Origin of the sequence: Mycobacterium sp. 1274761.0 (genome assembly GCF_001668615.1) — a bacterium.
In the GTDB taxonomy this organism is placed as follows: domain Bacteria; phylum Actinomycetota; class Actinomycetes; order Mycobacteriales; family Mycobacteriaceae; genus Mycobacterium.
Genome location: NZ_LZMC01000084.1, coordinates 95,316 through 115,474, shown reverse-complemented (window position 1 = coordinate 115,474; position 20,159 = coordinate 95,316). Strand labels below are relative to the sequence as shown.

General features: G+C 67.3%; 22 protein-coding genes. 14 read left to right on the top strand and 8 right to left on the bottom strand.

Translation table 11 applies throughout. The features are described 5' to 3' along the window. Positions 1–73: 73 nt before the first annotated feature. The 4 genes from A5651_RS18065 (at position 74) to A5651_RS18050 (ending at position 3,542) form a co-directional block, all read left to right on the top strand. Positions 74–298: a hypothetical protein gene (locus A5651_RS18065; protein ID WP_066983861.1), complete on the top strand. Its 225-nt coding sequence runs from the start codon at positions 74–76 to the stop codon at positions 296–298. A gap of 153 nt (positions 299–451) precedes the next feature. Next, positions 452–1,585, top strand: a complete 1,134-nt coding sequence (gene ripC, locus A5651_RS18060) for a peptidoglycan hydrolase RipC (RefSeq protein WP_066983795.1) — start codon at positions 452–454, stop codon at positions 1,583–1,585. Beyond that, the gene (locus A5651_RS18055; RefSeq protein WP_066983793.1) at positions 1,554–2,387 is read left to right on the top strand and encodes a DUF4157 domain-containing protein; all 834 of its coding nucleotides are present in this window, start codon (positions 1,554–1,556) and stop codon (positions 2,385–2,387) included. The genes ripC and A5651_RS18055 overlap by 32 nt, the downstream gene beginning before the upstream one ends. A 12-nt stretch (positions 2,388–2,399) precedes the next feature. Further along, entirely contained in the window at positions 2,400–3,542 is a 1,143-nt protein-coding gene (locus A5651_RS18050) for a glycosyltransferase family 4 protein (RefSeq protein ID WP_066983790.1), read from the top strand. Positions 3,543–3,545: 3 nt separating this feature from the next. On the opposite strand, the gene A5651_RS18045 is transcribed toward A5651_RS18050, so the two are convergent. Further along, positions 3,546–5,369, bottom strand: coding sequence for a long-chain fatty acid--CoA ligase (locus tag A5651_RS18045; protein ID WP_066983787.1), 1,824 nt, complete (start codon positions 5,367–5,369; stop codon positions 3,546–3,548). A 96-nt stretch (positions 5,370–5,465) separates the two neighbouring features. Here A5651_RS18045 and A5651_RS18040 point away from each other — a divergent pair, with 96 nt between their 5' ends. From A5651_RS18040 to A5651_RS18020, 5 genes are all read left to right on the top strand, one after another. Next, positions 5,466–5,855 carry a polyketide cyclase / dehydrase and lipid transport gene (locus A5651_RS18040; protein WP_066983858.1) on the top strand — a complete coding sequence of 130 codons (390 nt, stop codon included), beginning with the start codon at positions 5,466–5,468 and terminating at the stop codon, positions 5,853–5,855. An 83-nt stretch (positions 5,856–5,938) separates the two neighbouring features. Further along, positions 5,939–6,376, top strand: a complete 438-nt coding sequence (locus A5651_RS18035; RefSeq protein WP_066983784.1) for an SRPBCC family protein — start codon at positions 5,939–5,941, stop codon at positions 6,374–6,376. Further along, on the top strand, positions 6,373–7,635 hold the full coding sequence (locus tag A5651_RS18030; RefSeq protein ID WP_082943829.1) for an ArsA family ATPase: 1,263 nt from the start codon (positions 6,373–6,375) through the stop codon (positions 7,633–7,635). Before A5651_RS18035 ends, A5651_RS18030 begins: the two co-directional genes overlap by 4 nt. Next, on the top strand, positions 7,632–8,006 hold the full coding sequence (locus A5651_RS18025; RefSeq protein WP_066983855.1) for a hypothetical protein: 375 nt from the start codon (positions 7,632–7,634) through the stop codon (positions 8,004–8,006). The genes A5651_RS18030 and A5651_RS18025 overlap by 4 nt, the downstream gene beginning before the upstream one ends. Before the next feature lie 51 nt (positions 8,007–8,057). Beyond that, complete coding sequence (locus tag A5651_RS18020) at positions 8,058–8,756, top strand: 1-acyl-sn-glycerol-3-phosphate acyltransferase (RefSeq protein WP_066983781.1); 699 nt, start codon at positions 8,058–8,060, stop codon at positions 8,754–8,756. A 2-nt stretch (positions 8,757–8,758) separates the two neighbouring features. On the opposite strand, the gene A5651_RS18015 is transcribed toward A5651_RS18020, so the two are convergent. Further along, positions 8,759–10,180, bottom strand: coding sequence for a glycosyltransferase family 87 protein (locus tag A5651_RS18015; RefSeq protein WP_066983778.1), 1,422 nt, complete (start codon positions 10,178–10,180; stop codon positions 8,759–8,761). A gap of 83 nt (positions 10,181–10,263) precedes the next feature. Here A5651_RS18015 and A5651_RS18010 point away from each other — a divergent pair, with 83 nt between their 5' ends. Together A5651_RS18010 and A5651_RS18005 are read left to right on the top strand one after the other, a co-directional pair. Continuing rightward, complete coding sequence (locus A5651_RS18010; protein ID WP_066983776.1) at positions 10,264–11,148, top strand: hypothetical protein; 885 nt, start codon at positions 10,264–10,266, stop codon at positions 11,146–11,148. Then, positions 11,145–11,624, top strand: a complete 480-nt coding sequence (locus A5651_RS18005) for a polyadenylate-specific 3'-exoribonuclease AS (RefSeq protein WP_066983772.1) — start codon at positions 11,145–11,147, stop codon at positions 11,622–11,624. The genes A5651_RS18010 and A5651_RS18005 overlap by 4 nt, the downstream gene beginning before the upstream one ends. A gap of 7 nt (positions 11,625–11,631) precedes the next feature. On the opposite strand, the gene A5651_RS18000 is transcribed toward A5651_RS18005, so the two are convergent. After that, positions 11,632–11,997 carry an SH3 domain-containing protein gene (locus tag A5651_RS18000; protein ID WP_066983769.1) on the bottom strand — a complete coding sequence of 122 codons (366 nt, stop codon included), beginning with the start codon at positions 11,995–11,997 and terminating at the stop codon, positions 11,632–11,634. 194 nt (positions 11,998–12,191) lie between these two features. Between A5651_RS18000 and A5651_RS17995 the strand changes: the two genes are divergently transcribed. Further along, entirely contained in the window at positions 12,192–13,580 is a 1,389-nt protein-coding gene (locus A5651_RS17995; protein WP_066983766.1) for a class II 3-deoxy-7-phosphoheptulonate synthase, read from the top strand. Here the strand turns inward: A5651_RS17995 and A5651_RS17990 are convergent. Next, entirely contained in the window at positions 13,577–14,785 is a 1,209-nt protein-coding gene (locus tag A5651_RS17990; RefSeq protein WP_066983763.1) for a protein kinase, read from the bottom strand. The two genes, A5651_RS17995 and A5651_RS17990, sit on opposite strands and share 4 nt — an antisense overlap. 77 nt (positions 14,786–14,862) lie before the next feature. Here A5651_RS17990 and A5651_RS17985 point away from each other — a divergent pair, with 77 nt between their 5' ends. Further along, on the top strand, positions 14,863–15,267 hold the full coding sequence (locus A5651_RS17985) for an Rv2175c family DNA-binding protein (RefSeq protein WP_066983760.1): 405 nt from the start codon (positions 14,863–14,865) through the stop codon (positions 15,265–15,267). Here the strand turns inward: A5651_RS17985 and A5651_RS17980 are convergent. The 4 genes from A5651_RS17980 to A5651_RS17965 form a co-directional block, all read right to left on the bottom strand. After that, positions 15,222–16,736 carry an alpha-(1->6)-mannopyranosyltransferase A gene (locus A5651_RS17980; protein ID WP_369803967.1) on the bottom strand — a complete coding sequence of 505 codons (1,515 nt, stop codon included), beginning with the start codon at positions 16,734–16,736 and terminating at the stop codon, positions 15,222–15,224. The genes A5651_RS17985 and A5651_RS17980 overlap by 46 nt on opposite strands. 38 nt (positions 16,737–16,774) lie before the next feature. Further along, the gene (idsA2, locus tag A5651_RS17975) at positions 16,775–17,863 is read right to left on the bottom strand and encodes a bifunctional (2E,6E)-farnesyl/geranyl diphosphate synthase (protein ID WP_066983753.1); all 1,089 of its coding nucleotides are present in this window, start codon (positions 17,861–17,863) and stop codon (positions 16,775–16,777) included. Between the two features lie 95 nt (positions 17,864–17,958). Beyond that, on the bottom strand, positions 17,959–18,642 hold the full coding sequence (locus tag A5651_RS17970; protein WP_197496665.1) for a DUF3153 domain-containing protein: 684 nt from the start codon (positions 18,640–18,642) through the stop codon (positions 17,959–17,961). A gap of 26 nt (positions 18,643–18,668) precedes the next feature. Next, on the bottom strand, positions 18,669–19,268 hold the full coding sequence (locus A5651_RS17965) for an N-acetyltransferase (RefSeq protein ID WP_066983750.1): 600 nt from the start codon (positions 19,266–19,268) through the stop codon (positions 18,669–18,671). A gap of 234 nt (positions 19,269–19,502) precedes the next feature. On the opposite strand from A5651_RS17965, the gene A5651_RS17960 reads away from it, so the two are divergent. Continuing rightward, positions 19,503–19,907 carry a DUF3040 domain-containing protein gene (locus A5651_RS17960; RefSeq protein WP_066983747.1) on the top strand — a complete coding sequence of 135 codons (405 nt, stop codon included), beginning with the start codon at positions 19,503–19,505 and terminating at the stop codon, positions 19,905–19,907. Positions 19,908–20,159: the final 252 nt, after the last annotated feature.

Below are 20,159 nucleotides of genomic sequence, written 5' to 3'. Positions count from 1 at the left end.
GTTGAGGTTGCCACGCCGGGTTGTCGGTGGTGCCCGATACGGTGCGACCAACTCCGATCGGAAGGACGATCAGATGGACGAGACCAGCGATACCGGAACGGTCACCATCGATTGCGACGACTGCGCCGTGCGCGGGCCCGGGTGTAAGGACTGCGTCGTGAGTGTGCTCCTCGGTGTCCCGGACACCCTGCTGCAGGACGAGCGGGCGGCGCTCGAGGTGCTCGCCGAAGCCGGCCTGGCACCGCGGCTGCGGTTGGTGCCCATTCACCGGCAGGGCGGTTCGGGAGTTGTCGCGTGACGACACGCCTGGCAACGGAGCGCGCCGAAAAACTCTGAGAGGCTGTTAAATTTGCGTCCTTCGTTTGGACAAGGCCGATGCCGTTTCGTAACCTGTCTGAGACCTAAGACAGTTCGGGGCGACTCGCCAACGGCAGTTTGAGGACGCACAATCTTGACGCTCGACCGTACGCATTGGCTAGCGCGCGCAGTGAAGCGACCCCTCATATGTGCAATAGCGGGGTTGACGCTGTTCGGAGGAGTCGTTGCCGCCAATGTGCAGGCAGACCCGGCCGATGATGCGCTAGCGAAGCTGAACGAACTGTCGCGTCAAGCCGAGCGCACCACTGAGGCAATGCATTCGGCGCAGTTGGACCTCAACAACAAGCTGGCTGCGCAGCGGGACGCCGAGGCCAAGCACGCCGCCGACCAAGCCGCCGTTAACCAAGCCAAGTCGCAGCTGGCAACATTCCAGGCCGCCGTCGACAAGTTTGCTGCCGCTCAATACATGGGCGGCAGGACCAGCGGCATGGACGCCATGCTGACCGCCGACTCACCGCAGCGGCTGATCGACCAGCTGTCGGTTCAGCGCGTGATGGCCGCGGAGATGTCGGCGCAGATGAAGAGCTACCGCGCCGTCAACGCCGAGGCCGCCAAGGCACAGGAAGCGTCCGCCAAGTCAGCGGCGGAGGCCAAGACGGCCGCCGAGCAGGCCGCCGCGGTGCGCGCTGACTTGCAAGCCAAGCAAATTCAGCTGCAGGTGCAGATCGCGGTCGTCAAGTCGCAGTTCGAGACGTTGTCGCCCGCCCAGCGGGAAGCGCTGGCGGCCGTTCCGCCGCCGCCTCCGCTGCCTGAAGCGGCGCCGCCGGCGCCCGAGGATCCCGCGATCGTGGCGGCTCCGCCCCTCGGCATCCCGCCCAGCGACGTCGCACCGCCCGACGCGGCCATCGCGGAGGCGCCCGGCGGCGAGGGCACGATGGCCGTGCAGGCCGCGCTGACCCGGATCGGTTCGCCCTATTCGTGGGGTGGCTCCGGGCCCAACCAGTTCGATTGCTCGGGCCTGGTGATGTGGGCGTTCCAGCAGGCGGGCATTTCGCTGCCGCATTCCAGCCAGGCGCTGGCGCGCGGCGGGCAGCCCGTCGACATGTCGGAGATGCAGCCCGGTGACGTCGTCACCTACTACTCGGACGCCTCGCACGCGGCGATCTACATCGGCGACGGAATGATGGTGCATGCGTCCACCTACGGCACGCCGGTGCAAGTGGCGCCGGTGAACAATGCCCCGATCCATAACGTCCGCCGGTACTAGACGTCCCCTGCTGGGCCTGCTGCTGATCGTCGAACTGATCGTGGCGGCCGCGCTTGTCGGCCGACCTGCCGCGCCGGCCGTCGCCCCCGCTCCTCTGACAGCGACGCCCACCGCGTCGGCCGCGGCGTCGAAGACCGTCACGCTCGCCGACGGCCGAACGGTGGAGTTGATGAGCCTCGGCGGACCGGCGACGCAACCGCTGATGGACCGGGTCGCCGCCGGCATGGACGACGCTGCGCGCGCGGTGACGGCGTTCTGGGGTCCCGACTGGCAGCGCAACGTCGTCGTCGTGGCCAGCGCATCCGACGAACAATTCCGCGCGTTGGCGGGCGGGGGCGCCGACATCGCGGCGGCGACGACGGGGCAGCGCATCGTGTTCGCGCCGGGCGCGGCCGCGATGAGCGATGCGGCGCTGCGAATCGTGTTGCGCCATGAGCTGTTTCACTTTGCGGCGCGGTCGGAGACCGCGGCCGACGCGCCGCGCTGGCTGACCGAGGGCACCGCCGACTTCGTGGCGCGGCCGCAGGCGGAACGGCCGGGGCCTGTGCGCGCGCCCGCGTTGGCGAATTTGCCCAGCGACGCCGACCTCGATACGGCCGGGCCGACGCGCACACTCGCCTACGACCAGGCCTGGTGGTTCACCCGTTTCGTCGCCGACACGCACAGGACGGCCGCCCTGCGGCGCCTCTACACACGGGCCTGCGGCCCCCGACATCCCGATGTCGAAACGGCCGTGTCGGAGACGCTCGGCGCGCCGCTGGGCGACGTGCTGGCCGACTGGCGGCATTGGCTGTCGGGATAGATTGGCCAGGATATGTCGCGAATCCTGTTGGTGACCAACGACTTTCCGCCTCGGCGCGGCGGCATCCAGTCCTACCTTCATGAGCTCGTGGGTCAGCTGGTGCAGTCGGGCGGCTACGCGCTATCGGTGTATGCACCGCGGTGGAAGGGTTGCGAGGAGTTCGACCAAGAGGCCGTGGCAACGGGATATGAGGTGGTGCGTCACCCGACGACGCTGATGCTTCCCGGGCCCTCCGTCGACGGGAGGATGCGGCGCTTGATCGCCGACCGCGGTGTCGAAACCGTCTGGTTCGGCGCGGCGGCACCGCTGGCGCTGCTCGCGCCGCGCGCCCGCAGCGCGGGAGCCCGTCGTGTCATCGCCAGCACGCACGGCCACGAGGTCGGCTGGTCGATGTTGCCGTTGGCGCGCCACGCGTTGCGCCGCATCGGCGACGGTACCGACGCCGTGACCTATGTCAGTCAGTACACCCGGAACCGGTTCGCGTCGGCGTTCGGCCCGCATGCCGCGCTGGAGTATGTGCCGCCCGGAGTGGACACCGACCGCTTCGCCCCGGATCCGGCCGCGCGCGCCGAGATGCGCTCGCGCTACAGGCTTGGTGATCGCCCGGTGATCGTGTGCCTGTCGCGGCTGGTGCCTCGCAAAGGGCAGGACATGCTGATCCGAGCCCTTCCCGTGATCCGTCGCCGCGTCGACGGGGCGGCGCTGGTCATCGTCGGGGGCGGCCCGTATGTGGATACGCTGCGCCGGCTGGCACGGGAGACGGGTGTCAGCGACCACGTGCAGTTCACTGGCGGGGTGCCCGGTGCCGAACTACCCGCCCACCACGCGATGGCCGACGTGTTCGCGATGCCGTGCCGTACCCGCGGCGGCGGCCTGGACGTCGAGGGTCTCGGCATCGTCTTCCTCGAGGCGTCCTCTACCGGTGTGCCCGTCGTCGCGGGGGACTCGGGCGGGGCGCCGGAAACCGTGCAGGACGGGGTCACCGGGCGGGTGGTCGACGGCACCGACGTCGACGAAATCGCCTCTGCGATAACCGATATCCTGGCCGACCCGCAGCGGGCGGCCGAAATGGGCGCCGCCGGGCGCCGCTGGGTCGTCGATAACTGGCAATGGCGACACCAGGGCGAACGGCTGAAGGCCCTGCTGGTCCGTTAGCGGTCAGCTGTAGAGGCCTTCGATGTCCGAGGCGAACTTGTCGGCAACCACCTTGCGCTTGAGCTTCATGGTCGGGGTCAGCTCGCCGGTGTCCTCAGTGAAGTCGACCGGCAGGATGCGGAACTTGCGGATCGCCTCGGCCTTCGAGACGGCCTGGTTGGCCTCCTTGACCGCCAAGTCGATCTCCGCGACGAGGTCGGGGTCGTCGGCCAGGTCCGCGACCGTCGCGTCGGCGTTCTTGCCGTTGCGGTCCTTCCAGCCACCGAACGCCTCGGGGTCGATGGTGATGAGCGCGGCGATGAACGGTTTGGCGTCACCGACACACATCGCCTGGCTGATCAGCGGGTGGGCGCGCAGTCGATCCTCGAGGGTCGCCGGCGCGACGTTCTTGCCGCCAGCAGTGACGATGATCTCCTTCTTGCGGCCGACGATGGTCAGGAACCCGTCGTCGTCGATGGCGCCGAGGTCGCCAGTGTGGAACCAACCGTCGGTGAAGACCGCGTCGGTCTCCTCCGCATTGTGCCAGTAGCCGCCGAACACCACGCCGCCGCGCACCAGCAGCTCGTTGTCCTCGTCGATGCGCATGCTGTTGCCCGGCAACAGCTTTCCGACCGACCCGAACCTGACGTCGTCGACGGGGTTGACCGTGATGGCCGCGCTGGTCTCGGTCAGGCCGTAGCCCTCGTAGATCGTCAGCCCCACACCGCGATAGAAGTGACCGAGCCGCGCGCCCAACGGTGCACCGCCGGAAATCGCGGCGTGGCAGTTCCCGCCGAGCGCCGCGCGCAGCTTGCCGTAGACCAGCCGGTCGAACAGGGCATGCTTGGCGCGCAGCAGCAGCCCCGGGCCCCGGCCTTTCCGCTCGTCACGTCCGCGCCCGGAATCCAGGGCCTCGCTGTAGGCGATCGCGGTATTCACCGCAGCCTCAAAGATCCGGCCCTTGCCGTCGTTGCGGGCGTTTTGCTCCGCGGTGTTGTAGACCTTTTCGAACACCCGCGGCACCGACACCACCAGCGTTGGCTTGAACACGCCGAACATCGGGACCAGGTTCTTGATGTCGCTGGTGAAGCCGAGCGTCACCTTGTTGCAGAACGCCGCCATCGTGATCGCGCGGGCCAACACGTGCGCCAACGGGAGGAACACCAGCATGCGTTCGCCCTTGTCGAGAAGCGACGGGAAGCTGGCCTTGGCACCGCGGATTTCGTAGACCAGGTTGGAGTGGGTCAGCTGGCAGCCCTTGGGTGTCCCGGTCGTGCCCGAGGTATAGATCAGCGTGGCCGGATCGGCCGACCGGATGCCGGCCAGCCGCTTGTCCAGCTCAGACGGGTCGACCGACGCGCCTGCCTGCGCCAGCGCATCCAGAGCCGAGGTGTCCGACCCGTCGATCCGGAAGACCTTGCGCAGATCGGGCAGCTCCGCCTTCTGGGCTTCGATCTTCTCGGCGTGGGCGTCGGTCTCGGCGAACGCCATCACCGCACCGGCGTTGTCGAGGATGTACTTCACCTGCTCTGCCGAGCTGGTTTCGTAGATCGGGACAGTGAGCGCGCCGACCGACAGAACCGCGAAGTCGAGGATCGGCCATTCGTAGCGGGTCGCCGACAGCAGCGCCACCCGGTCGCCCGGCTGGACGCCCTCGGCGATCAAGCCCAATGCCGCCGAACGAATTTGACCCACCGCCTCGGCCGCCGTCACATCCGTCCACGCGCCGTCGACCAGGCGCTGAAAGATCGCCAGGCCGGGGTCGTCGCGTTCGAGTGAGTACACCGAGGCGACGACGCTGTCGTGCTCGCCGACCTCGAACGATGCGGGAACGCTGAACTCGCGCACGGTCTTCGCCTCCGATGCTGGTAACAGCTCTGCTGGAGCCAGCCTAGTCGCCCATCGCCGTCACGATCCCAGCCCGGGTATGTGAAGCTAGGGGCGATGAACAGCATCCAGATCGCCGACCAGACGTTCGTGGCGGCCGACCCCGCTGAGGTCGGCAAGGCCGTCGCCGACCCGGCCAGCTGGCGTCGCTGGTGGCCGGACCTGCATCTGTCGGTCATCGAGGACCGCGGCCCGCTGGGCCACCGGTGGACGGTGCACGGCGCGCTGACCGGCACCATGGAGGTCTGGCTGGAGCCGTCGCTCGACGGCGTCATCCTCAACTACTTTCTTCATGCCGAGCCCGCTGGGGCGGCCGCCTGGCAGCTGGCCAAGATGAACCTTGCCAAGGTGAATCACCAGCGCCGGGTGGCGGGGAAGAAAATGTCCTTCGAGCTCAAGCAGAAACTGGAGGCATCGCGACCGGTGGGGATGCCCCCGCGCGTCTGAAGGTGGGTTAGAGCCGGCGGCGACGGGTAGATTTTCATGTCATCGATCGGACGCGCGCAAGAGGAACGACAGGAAGCGGCCCAGTGGCGGACAAGACGGCACAAACCATCTACATCGACGCGGACCCTGCCACGGTGATGGACGTGATCGCCGACATCGGGTCCTATCCCGACTGGGTCGCCGAGTACAAGGAAACCGAGGTCCTCGAGGCCGACGAGGACGGCTATCCGAAGACGGCGCGGCTGGTGCTGGACGCTGCGGTGCTCAAGGACACGATGGTGCTGGCCTACGACTGGCCCGCCGACCGTGGTTCGGTCACCTGGAAGCTGGTGTCGAGTTCACTACTGAGGTCGCTCGACGGCGCATACCGACTGTCGCCCAAGGGATCTGGCACCGATGTCACCTATGAACTATCGGTCGATCTGGTCATCCCGATGATAGGCCTGCTCAAGCGCAAGGCCGAGCGCAGGCTCACCGACACCGCGCTGAAGGATCTCAAGAAACGAGTCGAGGCTGAGTGAGCGCAGGCCGTGACTCCGAAGCGGCTGCCCAGGCCCGGATCAGTCTCTTCGTCGGCAAGGGCGGCGTAGGCAAGTCGACGCTGGCGGCTGCCGGCGCGGTGCGCGATGCGCAAAGCGGCCTGCGGGTTCTGCTGGTATCCACCGACCAGGCGCATTCACTCGGTGACGTGCTGGACACGTCGGTCAACCCGACCGGGCTGCGCGAGCCGACGAGGGTGCTCGCCGATGCCGCCGGCGGCTTTCTGGACGCACTGGCCCTCGACACACTGGCTCTTCTGGAGGCGCGCTGGCGACAGGTCGCCGGCGTGTTGACGGCCCAGTTCGACGAATCTGAGCTGGGAAGCATTGCCCCAGAAGAACTTTCGGCACTTCCCGGTATTCAAGAGGTGCTCGGGCTGCACGAGGTCGGCGAGTTGGCGAATTCAGGCGAGTGGGACCACGTCGTGGTCGACTGCGCCTCGACCGCCGACGCCATGCGGATGCTGACTTTGCCCGCTGCCTTCGGCCTGTACATGGAGCGGGCGTGGCCGCGCCATCGCAGGCTGACCTCGTCGTCCGATGACGCCCGCATGGCGGCGATCGTCGAACTGATGGAGCGCGTCGACGCCGGTACCGGAGCACTGACCACCCTGCTCACCGACGGGGACAGGGTGAGCGCGCACCTCGTGCTGACCGCCGAACGGGTGGTGGCCGCCGAGGCCGCGCGCACGCTGGGCTCGCTGGCGTTGATGGGCGTGCGAGTGCACGAGCTGATCGTGAATCAGATTTTGGTGCAGGACGATTCATACGAATACCGCAACCTGCCCGAGCATCCGGCGTTCGACTGGTACTCCGAACGCATCTCGGAGCAACAGGTCGTGCTCGACGAGCTGGACGCCTCCATCGGCGACGTGCAGCTGGTGCTGGTGCCTCATCTAGCCGGCGAGCCGATCGGCCCCAAGGCGCTCGGCGAGCTCCTCGAATGTGCGCGACGGCGCGACGGCTCGCCGCCGCCGGGACCGCTGCGCCCGATCGTGGACCGCGAATCGGGCTCTGGGGTGGGATCGGTCTACCGGATGCGGCTAGAGTTGCCTCAAATCGACCCGACCTCGCTGACCCTCGGCCGCGTCGACGATGACCTGATCATCGGCGCCGGTGGGATGAGGCGCCGAGTCCGGCTGGCATCCGTGCTGCGGCGATGCATCGTGATGGATGCCCAGCTGAAGGGCAAAGAGCTGACCGTGCGATTTCGACCGAACCCGGAGGTGTGGCCGTCATGAGCAGCTCGCACTCCGATCTCGGGCCGGAATTGCGGGCGCTGGCGCAGTCGATCCTGGATCGGATCGATCCGGCCGTGCGCGCGGCGGCCGCCGCCGCGGTCGGTTCCGACGGGCCGGGGAAATGCCAGCAGGTGTGGTGCCCGGTGTGCGCTCTTGCAGCTCTGGTCAGCGGCGAACAGCATCCCTTGTTGACTGTCATCGCCGAACACAGCGTGGCGCTGCTGACCGTCGTGCGCGCGGTGGTGGAGAGCGCGGATTCGTCGGCACGCCCTGCCCAGCCGCCGCCGGATGGGCCCGGGCCCCCGCCCGATGCACCGCCGCCGCCAGGGTCCAGCCGGTATCAGCACATTCCGGTGACCGTCGAAGAGTGACGGTACAGTTGTCCCCAAGCGCTGTCCGGTGCGCCCAATCTGGGAGGGACCATGTGGTATTGGCTGTTCAAGTACATCTTCATGGGCCCCTTGTTGACGCTGCTCGGTCGGCCCAAAGTCGAAGGGCTGGAATACGTTCCAGACGACGGCGCGGTCATCCTGGCGAGTAATCACCTGGCCGTCGCGGACAGCTTCTACCTACCGTTGGTCGTCAAGCGCCGGATCACCTTCCTGGCCAAGGCCGAGTACTTCACCGGCACCGGCATCAAGGGCTGGTTCACTCGCTGGTTCTATACCGTCGCCGGCCAGGTGCCGATCGACCGCACCGACGCCGACTCCGCTCAGGCCGCCCTGGACACCGCTGCACGGATCCTGAACGAGGGCAAGCTGCTCGGGATGTACCCCGAGGGCACCCGCTCACCCGATGGCCGGTTGTACAAGGGCAAGACGGGGATGGCCCGGGTCACATTGAAAACCGGCGTGCCGGTGATCCCGGTCGCGATGATCGGCACCGACGTCGTCAATCCGCCGGGCAGCAAGATGTGGCGGTTCGGCCGCGTGACGGTGCGGTTCGGCAAGCCGATGGACTTCAGCAGGTTCGAGGGCCTAGAGGGCAACCGGTTCATCGAACGTGCGGTCGTGGACGAGGTGATGTACGAGCTGATGCGCCTGTCTGGTCAGGAATACGTCGACCTGTACGCCGCCGACGTCAAGGAGGGTAAACAACCCGCCAAGGAGCTCGCCGCCTAGTTCTACCCGTTCGAGCTCGTAGCCGGCACCGGGGCCGCGTCGTCCGTCACCGCGGCGGGTTCGTCCTCGGTCTGCCGGGTGGTCATCGTGCCCGCGACCACGATGACGGCCAGCGCCCACCAGACGTAGGAGCCACCGACGACCTGGCGCCACAGCGACGCCGTCGTCTCGTGATGTTCCGGCATCAGCGTGATCGGCGTCCACACCATCAGCGCCACCCCGGCCGCGGTCACCGCACCGAGCAGCGCATGCCGCTGTCGGTAGGCCACCAGCGCACACACCATCACCGTCGGTAGCGCCCAGACCCAGTGGTGCGACCACGACACCGGCGACACCACCAGGCCGAACATCGCCACACAGGTCAGCGCGAGCACCGACCTTTCTCCGGAGTGCGATGTCGCCGCCGCAGCGGCTCCGGCGTCCGATGTCGCCGCCGCAGCGGCTCCGGCGTCCGATGTCGCCGCCGCAGCGGCTCCGGAGTCCGATGTCGCCGCCGCAGCGGCTCCGGCCCGCAGAATCCGCCGCGCCGCCCAGATCGTCACCCCAAGCACGGCGAAGCAGGCCAGCGTCCACAGCGCGAACCGCTCGCCCTCGCCGAGGCCGAGCCGGGCCAGCGCACCGGCGATGTTCTGGTTGGTGTTCAGCGTCGCGGTGCCGATCCGGTCCGTGTTGCGGACGGTGTCGGTCCAGTACTCCCAGGAGTCGCGCCAAGCGAACACGAAGCCCAACAGCGTGGACACGACGGCCGACGCGGTGGCGACGATGAGTGCGCGCGAGTCCCGCCGCAGCATGAAGTACAGCAGGAACACCGCCGGGGTGAGCTTCAGAGCGATCGCAACCCCCAGCAGCATGCCGCGCGGCCAAGGCGTCCTGCGCGGCACACAGTCGGCGATGACCAGGGTCATCAGCACCACGTTGATCTGGCCGAATTCGAAGTTCGCCCGGATCGGTTCGAGATAGATCAGGGCCGGCGCGACGATCGCGGCGGCCACCCATAACCGGCGAAGCCACGCGGGCTCGGTGGTGATCGACGACCGAGGCCAGACGTCCATGCGGGTCAGCACAATCACCGTCGACGCGATCAACAGCACGAAGGTAATCACGGTGATCGCGGCGCTGGCCACCGACAGCGGCAGCACGGCGAACGGGGCGAACGCGATGGCCGCCAGCGGGGGATAGGTGAAGGGCAGGTCGAGGCCGGCCCGGGTCTGGAACATCGCCCCGTCGGCGTACAGCGGTTTGCCGTCCAGCCACGCCCGACCGCCCATCCGGTAGACGTCGATGTCGATGCGATAGGTGACATGGCCGAGCAGACGCCAGCAGGCCCAGACCGCCGTCACCAGCGTCAGCAGCTGAAACAGCCGCCACGCAACGGTTGGCGCCCAATTAGCCGCGCCGCCCGTGCGCGGGTCCCACCTACTCATGTCGCCAACAGACTATCGGCAGGCCGCGGCACGCCGAACCATATCCTCGGCACGTCGCGGCGGTGTCGGCGTAGGTTTTCTGCGTGCATCTGTCGCTCGGCCTCGACTTCGGGATCCCGCACGGGCGGCTGCCCCTCGTGTTCTGCCTCGTGGCTTTCATCCTGACTTTCTTCGTGACCCGTACGATCGTCCGTTACATCCGCCGCCACGCTGACAGCGACACGCCCCGCAAGTGGTGGCAGCCGCACAACATCTCCGCGGGCGGCGGGCTGCACATCCACCATGTGGTGATCGGTGTGATCTTGGTCATGATCTCCGGGGTGGCGATGGTGACTTTGGCTGTTGACGGGGGAGTACCCGAATTCACGGTCGCGGCAACCTTTTTCGGGATCGGCGCGGCGCTCGTGCTTGATGAGTTCGCGTTGATCCTGCATCTGCAGGACGTCTACTGGGCCGAGGACGGACGCACGTCGGTGGACGCGGTGTTCGCCGCGATCGCGGTGGCCGGCCTGCTTGTCCTCGGGTTCAACCCGCTGTCGTTCTTCGATGTAGACATCTGGCGCTCCGACCACAGCCTGGCGGCGCGGGCCGCGGTCGTCGCGCTTGCGGTGCTGACGCTGGCGCTGGCGGTGATCGTGTTGCTCAAAGGCAAACTGTGGACCGGTTTGGTGGGCATGTTCATCACGCCGCTGCTGTTCGTGGGGGCAATCCGGCTGTCCCGGCCGCATGCGCCCTGGGCCAGGTGGCGCTACACCGACAAACCACGCAAGATGCACCGCGCGCTGCTGCGCGAACGCATTCTGCGCAGGCCGGTGGTGCAGGCCAAGTTGTGGTTGCAGCACGTGATCGCCGGCGAACCCCGTTTCCCCGACGACCGCGAGGTCAACGAGCAGCTCGACCGCGAGATCCACGCTGCGCCGGCGCCGCCGTCGCAGCCGGTCGGAGAAACAGCCGGAGCCCAGTCGTGAGGTACTTCTACGACACCGAGTTCATCGACGACGGCCGGACCATCGAGCTGATCTCGATCGGCGTCGCTGCCGAAGACGGACGTGAATATTACGGCATATCAAGCGAATTCGACCCGCAGCGAGCCGGACGCTGGGTGCGCACGCACGTGCTTCCCAAGTTGCCGTCGCCGTCGTCGCAGCTGTACCGGTCGCGCAAGCAGATCCGGTCGGACCTGGAGGACTTCTTCGGCATCGACGGTGACGAGCCGATAGAGCTGTGGGCCTGGGTCGGCGCTTATGACCACGTGGTGCTGTGCCAGCTGTGGGGCCCGATGACCGCGCTGCCGCCCGCCATTCCACGGTTCACCCGTGAGCTGAGGCAGCTCTGGGAAGATCGCGGCTGTCCCAGAATGCCGCCGCGACCGCGCGACGCGCACGACGCGCTCGTCGACGCAAAACACAACCTGCTGCGGTACCAGCAGATGACCGCACCGTAGGTGGGGGTTACTTCAGGAAGTCGCCCCACACCCACGCGGTGCCGCCGGGGCCTGCCGCGAAGGCGACGTTGCACCAGTTGTCGCCGCAGCCGGAGCCGAGGTTCACGTGATCCCCGCTCCGCAGCATGCCGGTGACGGCTCCGGTGCCGCCGGGACTGTCGTACACGTCGACGTCGCCGGTGACCTGCCGCGCGTTGCCCGCTTGGCCGCCGCCGCCCGCTGCGGGTGTCTTGCACTTGAGCGGGGTGGTCAGCTCCCACGTGCCGTTCAGTTTGGCGATGAAGTTGCCTCGCGCATGGCCGTCGGGTGTGACGTCGCCACGGAAAGTCAGCGGGGGATCATTGGGGAACGTCTCGCTCATGTAATCGAGCATGATGACTCCGTTGGGCTGGATCAGGCCGCTGGTTGTCCCGCTGTCCTGTCTGCCGTCGGTGGCATGTAGACGTTAGCTGTGAAGGACCTGCGGGCGAATCGGGTGTTTCCCCATGTTTATGGTTCGGCTCCCGCTGGTGCCGCCGGGCCGCCCGGTAGGAAAACGGCTGGTCTACGGACAGTTACCATTGACGGGTGAACTGGACCGTCGACGTACCCATCGACCAGTTGCCGGCGTTGCCGCCGCTGCCGGACGAGCTTAGGCACCGGCTCGACACCGCGCTGGCCAAGCCGGCCGCGCAGCAGCCCAGCTGGGATCCGGAGCAGGCCGCGGCGATGCGGACGGTGCTGGAGAGCGTGCCGCCGGTGACGGTGCCGTCGGAGATCGAGAAGCTCAAGCGGCTGCTGGCCGATGTCGCGCTCGGCAAGGCCTTCCTGCTGCAGGGCGGCGACTGCGCCGAGACGTTCGTCGACAACACCGAACCGCACATCCGCGCCAACATCCGCACCCTGCTGCAGATGGCCGTCGTGCTCACCTACGGCGCCAGCGTGCCCGTGGTCAAGGTCGCCCGCATCGCCGGGCAGTATGCAAAGCCGCGGTCGGCCGACATCGACGCGCTGGGCCTGAAGTCCTACCGCGGCGACATGATCAATGGATTTGCGCCGGACGCCGCGGTGCGGGAACACGACCCGTCGCGGCTGGTTCGTGCGTACGCGAACGCCAGCGCCGCGATGAACCTGGTGCGCGCCCTGACGTCGTCCGGCTTGGCGTCGCTGCACCTGGTGCACGACTGGAACCGGGAGTTCGTGCGCACGTCGCCAGCGGGCGCGCGCTACGAGGCGCTCGCCGGCGAGATCGACCGCGGCCTGACGTTCATGAGCGCCTGCGGCGTCGACGACCGCAACCTGCAGACCGCCGAGATCTATGCCAGCCATGAGGCTCTGGTGCTCGACTACGAACGCGCCATGCTGAGGCTATCCCGCGATGACGAGGACATGCCGCGCCTCTACGACCAGTCGGCGCACTACGTGTGGGTCGGCGAGCGCACCCGCCAGCTTGACGGTGCACACATCGCGTTCGCTGAGGTGATCGCCAACCCGATCGGCGTGAAGATCGGCCCGACAATGACGCCCGAGCTGGCGGTGGAGTACGTCGAGCGGCTGGACCCCAACAACGAGCCCGGCCGCCTGACGCTGGTCAGCAGGCTCGGCAACAACAAGGTGCGCGACCTGTTGCCGCCGATCATCGAGAAGGTGCGGGCGACGGGTCACCAGGTCATCTGGCAGTGCGACCCGATGCACGGCAACACCCACGAGTCGTCCACGGGCTACAAGACTCGTCACTTCGACCGCATCGTCGACGAGGTGCAGGGCTTCTTCGAGGTGCACCGCGCGTTGGGCACCCATCCCGGCGGTATCCACGTCGAGATCACCGGCGAGAACGTCACCGAGTGTCTCGGCGGGGCACAAGATATTTCGGATTCCGACCTCGGCGGTCGCTACGAGACGGCGTGTGATCCACGCTTGAACACGCAGCAGTCGCTGGAGTTGGCGTTTCTAGTCGCAGAGATGCTGCGGGACTAGAGCAGTCCCGGCAGGTTGCTGCCGATCGTCCATGCGCCGGCGGCGAGCGCCCCGGTGAGCATTAGCACGGCGACCACCCAGAAGAACAGCGTGCGCTTACGGCGTAGCCGCGCCCAGTAGAACTCGTTCATGTCGACGCCGGCGAATTGCCGTGCGGCGCCGAAGTATTCGGCTTCGTCGGCGTCCCATTCGTCGGGGCGGCGGGTTAGCTCTCGGGTGTGTTGGCGCGGCGGCGGTGCGGCACGCACCGCGTCGGTGGTCGCTTGAGTGCTGATGCGGCTGCGGTGCACCTGCGCCGACAGGTGCTGTGCGGAGTTGCGCGGCGCGGGCACCCGAAAGTCGGGCAGCCCCAATTCCTCGACGATGGATTCGAGTTCCGCCGCCATCTCATCGGCGTCGCGGTAGCGATCGGCCGGTCGGCGGGCGGTTGCGCGCAGCACCAGCTCGTCGAATTGGCTTGGCACCCCGCCGATTACGGCACTGGGCGGGGCGACATCGTGATCCATCCTTTGGTACGCCACGGTCAGCGCGGTGTCTCCGTGAAACGGTGTGGTTCCGGTCAACAGCTCGTAGGTGAGGATGCCGACGGCGTAGACGTCGCTGGCGGGGCTGGCGTCACCTGTGCTGACCTGCTCGGGTGATAGGTAGGCCGCGGTGCCCAAAATGACACTGGTGGAAGTGATCTTGGCGTCGGCGATTGCGCGTACCAAGCCGAAGTCGGCGATCTTGACCTCGCCATGGTCGGAGATCAACACGTTCTCGGGCTTGACGTCGCGGTGCACCAGCCCCTCCCGGTGAGCGACGGCGAGCCCGCCGAGCAGCGGATGCAGCACAGCGGCCACCGCGTGCGGCGGCATCGGCCCGCGCTCGACCAACAGCTCGCGAAGCGTACCGCCCTCGATGAGCTCCATCACCAGAAACGGATGCTGTCCGTCGATGCCTTGGTCGTATACCGCGACCAAGCCGGGATCCTTCAGCCGCGCGACGGCGCGCGCCTCGCGCTGAAACCGCGTCAGGAACTGGGTATCGCCGGCGTAGCGCGAATCCATGACCTTCAGCGCCACCGGGCGATCGAGCCGAAGATCCAGCCCTCGGTAGACCCCCGACATGCCGCCGGTGGCGATCAAGGTGTCGACGCGGTAGCGCCCGTCCAGCACCGCCCCGGCGAGGGGGTCGGATTGCTGGTAGGTATCCACCGGAAACATGGTACGTAGCGAATTGCCCTCAACTGTGGTTGCCGACGGGCCTCCGAGGACGCGTCGCTGGTCCTACACTCGGGGCCGTGAGCAGTATTCCAGCCGCTGAGGATGTGATCGATCCTGGCGAAGACGTCTACGACCTGCCTCATGTCGCCAAGTTGCTCGGCATCCCCGTCAGCAAGGTCCACCAACACCTACGCGACGGCCACCTCGTCGGGATCCGCCGAGGCGGGTCGGTGGTGGTACCAAAGATCTTCTTCGACGAGACCGGCCACGTCGTCAAGAGCCTGCAGGGATTGCTCGTCGTCCTGCATGACGGCGGCTACAAAGACACCGAGATCGTCCGCTGGCTGTTCACCCCGGATCCGTCACTGACCATCCGCCGCGACGGATCGGTGGACCGCCAGGACAACGCCCGCCCCGTCGATGCGTTGCACAGCCATCAGGCCCGCGAGGTGGTTCGCCGCGCCCAGGCGATGGCGTACTGACCCGGCTGCTTGTAGAGCGAATACCAGGCGGCCGCGGCGCACGCCGTAGCCAGCAGCACGTGGATCCACGAGTACATGCCGTGGCTGCCATCGGGTTTGAAGATCACCATGATCCACGTCGAGAAGGCGGCTATGAGCGCGATCGCCTGCCTGCTCTGGGCCAGCGCCGACAGAATCGCGAGCGGCCAGGTGTAATACCACGGCAGCGCGGCGGGCACGAACAGTACGACAATCACCATTGCCAGCGCAATGCCGGTCAGCACCTCACGGTCGCTGTGCCGAAACCGCCACCACAGCAACGGAAGTGAGATCGCGATGATCGCGATGCCGATGATCCTGGCCACGTCGAGCACGGCGTAGAAGTTCACCGGGAAGAGCAACCCGCCCACGGCGTTGACGACGTTGGAGAAGGCGGTCGGCACCGTCAGCCAGTTGATGATCTTCACCGAACCTGCCAGCGCGGTGAGCCAGCCGATGCCGACGCCGGCCAGCCACGACAACACGGCGAACACCGCGATGAAGATCGCGATCGACGCCGCGGTCGCCGCTGCGAAGGCGCGCACCGGCGAGAAGTTGCGGCTGTCTTTAAACTGGCGCGCCCACACCCACACCATGAACGGAAGGGCAAGCCCTGCTGTGGCTTTGACGGCCACGGCGACGACGATCAACGCGTTGCCGACGATCGGGCGGCCGCCGAGGATAAACGCGATGCCCGCCGTCATCAGGCCGACCATCAGCATCTCGTTGTGCACCCCGCCCATTAGATGGATGATCACCAGCGGGTTGAGTGCGCAGATCCACAGCGCCGCTGCGCCGTTGGCGCCGACGTGACGAGCCAGCCGCGGAGCGGCCCAGATCAGCAGGATCAGCCCGGGCAGCATGCACAGCCGCAGCACCATCGTGCCGGCGATCACGTGATCGCCGACGAGCATCGTGACGAACTTGGCGACCAGGATGAACGCCGGCCCGTAGGGCGCTGTCGTCGTCGTCCAGATCGGGCTGACGTTGTCCAGCAGGGAATTCGGGTTGTCGACCGGTCCGACGGCATACGGGTCGAAGCCGTCGCGCAGCAACGCGCCCTGCGCAAGGTAGGAGTAGGTGTCGCGGCTGAACACCGGCACCGACAGCAGCAGCGGTGCCAGCCAGAAGCCGGTCGTCGCCGCCATCGTGTACTCGCGTGCGGAGCCGTCGATCACGCTGCGGCCCAACCACAGCCATGCGAACAGCATCACCGCGACGCCGCCCCACAGCACGATCGACGACAGCACCAGTCCGTGCCCGAACCGAAGCCACGACAGGTGCAGCGACTCCAGCAACGGGTCGTGCAACTGCGTGCTGCCCGCGCCGAGGCCACCGGCGGTGATCATCGCGGCGCCAAGGAAGCCGAGCAGTGCCGGGCGGGCTTCCTGTGATGTCGTAAACGCGGACAGCCGCGCGAAGCTCGGCGGGCTATGCAAGGTGCTCCTCACGTCCGCAGCCTCAATGTGCTCCTCACGTCCGCAGCAAGTCAGGCGGTCCGGTTAGCGGCTGCCCTGGCCAGCGCCGCCAGGCCCGCCTTCGCCTGCGGGTTGATCGGTGCGGCATCGATCGCCTCCAGCGACCGGGTGGTGAGCAGGTCGATGTGCTCTTCGACGGCCGCGAGTGCGCCAACCGATTCGATGATCTGACACAGCTCGCGCACCTGCGGATCCGAGAGCTCGGTGCCGATCGAGGAGCGCAGCCGGACGGCGGCCTGCTGGTCGGTTTTGTCGGCGAGCTCGATGGCCTCGGCCAACAGCACCGTGCGCTTACCGGAGCGCAGGTCGTCACCGGAGGGCTTGCCCGTCACGGCCGGATCACCGAACACGCCGAGCACGTCGTCGCGCAACTGGAATGCCACCCCGAGGTCGTTGCCGACGTCATGGAAGATCGCGTGCACGTCGGGCCGGTCGGCGGCTGCGGCCACCCCGATCTGCAGCGGTCGGGTGACGGTGTAGGACGCGGTCTTGTACGTGTTGACGGTCATCGCTGAGGCCACCGTGGTCGCGCCGCTGGACTCGGCGACGATGTCGAGGTACTGGCCGCCGAGTACCTCGGTGCGGATGTCCGCCCACACGCGTTGCACCCGGGCCGCCGCGTCGGCGGGCAGGTCGGCCGTAGCGACGATGTCGTCGGCCCATGCCAGGGCGAGGTCGCCGAGCAGGATCGCCGCCGACAGCCCGAACTGTTCGGCAGAGCCGCTCCAGTTCTGCTCACGGTGTTTCTGGGCGAAGATCCGGTGGATGGTGGGCAGACCGCGACGGGTGGCCGAGCCGTCGATGACGTCGTCGTGCACCAGGGCGCAGGCATGCAGCAATTCCAGCGAAGCGAACAGACGCAGGGTCGCCGGGTCCACCGGTTCATCTGCGCGGTCGGCGACCGCACGCCAGCCCCAGTAGGCGAAGGCGGGGCGCAGCCGCTTGCCGCCGCGCAACACGAACTCCTCGAGCGCAGCGGTGAGCTCGGCGTAATCGGTGCCGATGTAGGCGCATTGGCTGCGGCGCTCCGCGAGATACTGCCGCAGTTGGTCCGTTACGGCGCCGGCCAACTCGACGGCCGACGGTGCCGCTGTGTCCACGCTCAAGCGCCGCGCCCCTTTCCGTCGATGTCCTCCGCCCTCAGATGCCTTCAGAGTAGAGCGCGCCCGGGGAGTTCTAGCAAGCCAGTCGATTGCTAGTCGCGTTGGGTCGTGGCCGGGTCGGCGAAGCGGGGCGACTGGTCGCGGTTCACCCATGCCAGCGCCGCGAGGACGCCCGCCACCAGGAACGACGCCAGGGTCAACCAGATCGCCGCACCGGTGAAGGAGCGTGCACTGGGGTCGGTGTAGCGGGCTTGAGCCGACATCGTGCTTACCACACCGGGTTTCAGCTTCCACTCGACAACCTCGGCGGCCACCTGGTCGCCGTTGGTCGAGGTCACTTCGCCGGGAAACGACACCGACAACGACACGTCTGCTTCGGGATCGGTCAGCGTCGTCAGATCCGCGCGACCGTCGAGGATCACCAGATCACCCGCGCGGCGAAGCGACAGGTCGACGCCAGCGGCGTCCCGGTTCATGTTGGCCAGCTGCGGCAGCTCGGCGAAAGTCAGGTCGGAGAACACCGCCTGGGAGCCCACGTAGTCGTCCCTGTCGTAATCAGATATTGCGACCTTGTTGCTAAACGGCAGGTTGTTGAGCAGCTGCGGGCCCTTGTCGTCGGCTGACCGGGGCTTGGCCGCGGCGACGATCTGTCCGGAGACGCGGTCGTCGGGGGAAACGGTGATGCTCGCTCTGACCCGCACACAGCCGACGGCCGTCGGAAGGATCAGCACCAGCAGCACCACCGCGAACAGGCGGATTCTGCGGCGGTTCGACACCAGGTCATCGTGCCAGACCCGCAGTGTCACAGCGGTAGAGACCTGCCGAGAATCGCGAACGGCCGGGGATCGCCCGCGAAGTGGTAGCCACGGATAACGTCGGCGAAGCCGAGCCTGCGGTAGAGCCGCCACGCGCGGTTTGCCTCACCGTTGATCTCCGGGGTGGACAGCAGCACGTTGGCTTCCCGCCGTTCGGCAAGCAACCTGCGGGTCAGCGCTTCACCCAAACCGTGTCCCTGGGCCCGCGGATGGATATGCAACTCCGTCAGCTCGAAGTAACTGGACATCAGCTCGGCGATGCGGGACCGGTCGGCGCCGACGCGCTGCAGCCCGGCGACGACCTGCTGCTGCCACCACTGGTCGGGGGCGCCGCAGTAGCCGTACGCGACGCCGACGATCGGTGCTGCGGTCAACCCCGGCGGCGGGTCGGAGGCGTAAGGAGAGTCAGGCACCTCGACGGCCGCGACGGCCCGCCAGCCCTCGCGTCGGGTGTGCTCGAGCCACATCGCCGCGCGCTGGTCCTCGGTGCCGCGCGGATAGCGCATCGCATCGACGTAGACGCCGAGCGCGTCAGTCAGCCTCGCCTGCATGTCGGCCGGCGACAGATCGATGAGAAATGTCGCCACGGTTCGTTCTCCGCCTTCCTGCGCCGAGATGAGTTGTTCGGGGGAGCCATCCGTAATCCAAGGCCATTATCGGCATCGCGAGCCGCTGGGTCACAGACGCGGTCGAGGTCATACAATCGGGGTCGCGAACTGGGTGGTACGGCTCAGATTCACCTCGTATCATGACTGGTAGTTGTCCGCAGAGGCGGGCATATCGGCGTTGTAGCCAAAGCGACGGGCGGCAAGGAGGGACGCATGCCACTCTCCGATCATGAGCAGCGCATGCTCGATCAGATCGAGAGCGCACTCTATGCCGAGGACCCTAAATTCGCGTCGAGCGTGCGCGGTGGCAGCCTTCGGGCGCCTTCGGCTCGGCGTCGGCTGCAGGGTGCGGCGCTGTTCCTGATCGGTCTCGCGATGCTGGTGTGCGGCGTGGCCTTCAAGGCAACCATGATCGGCAGCTTCCCGATCCTTTCCGTGCTCGGCTTTTTGGTGATGTTCGGCGGCGTTGTGTTCGCGATCACCGGGCCCCGCATGTCGGGTGGCCGTGATCGCTCCGGCCTCGAGCCAGGCGTCGCCCGGCAGAAGCGGGCCAAGGGTTCCGGAGGATCCTTCACCAGCCGGATGGAAGACCGCTTCCGTCGGCGCTTCGACGAATAACGCGCCAATCACGATGGGGTAGCCAATTCGGCTACCCCGTTTTTTAATTCCTGCGGCCCCCACTCCGCCCCACCGCGGCTTGAGCTGGCTATTTGTTGTGCACTGAACCCTCCCGAACGAGCGGACCAGGTGTCCATGGCCCTGGACGTGGGGAAATCCCCGCAACATTTGCTTGTGTTTGGCGAGAAGTGGGGGATTGTGGGGTAAAGTGGCGTGTGTTGGAGCGACCGGGGCTCCTTCACCTGATTCACC

Excerpts from the sequence above, each read along its gene's own strand:
- A5651_RS18065 (WP_066983861.1), top strand. The coding sequence starts at position 74 with ATGGACGAGACCAGCGATACCGGAACGGTCACCATCGATTGCGACGAC.
- A5651_RS18055 (WP_066983793.1), top strand. The coding sequence starts at position 1,554 with ATGCCCCGATCCATAACGTCCGCCGGTACTAGACGTCCCCTGCTGGGC.
- A5651_RS18050 (WP_066983790.1), top strand. The coding sequence starts at position 2,400 with ATGTCGCGAATCCTGTTGGTGACCAACGACTTTCCGCCTCGGCGCGGC.
- A5651_RS18040 (WP_066983858.1), top strand. The coding sequence starts at position 5,466 with ATGAACAGCATCCAGATCGCCGACCAGACGTTCGTGGCGGCCGACCCC.
- A5651_RS18025 (WP_066983855.1), top strand. The coding sequence starts at position 7,632 with ATGAGCAGCTCGCACTCCGATCTCGGGCCGGAATTGCGGGCGCTGGCG.
- A5651_RS18020 (WP_066983781.1), top strand. The coding sequence starts at position 8,058 with ATGTGGTATTGGCTGTTCAAGTACATCTTCATGGGCCCCTTGTTGACG.
- A5651_RS18015 (WP_066983778.1), bottom strand. The coding sequence starts at position 10,180 with ATGAGTAGGTGGGACCCGCGCACGGGCGGCGCGGCTAATTGGGCGCCA.
- A5651_RS18000 (WP_066983769.1), bottom strand. The coding sequence starts at position 11,997 with ATGCTCGATTACATGAGCGAGACGTTCCCCAATGATCCCCCGCTGACT.
- A5651_RS17990 (WP_066983763.1), bottom strand. The coding sequence starts at position 14,785 with ATGTTTCCGGTGGATACCTACCAGCAATCCGACCCCCTCGCCGGGGCG.
- A5651_RS17960 (WP_066983747.1), top strand. The coding sequence starts at position 19,503 with ATGCCACTCTCCGATCATGAGCAGCGCATGCTCGATCAGATCGAGAGC.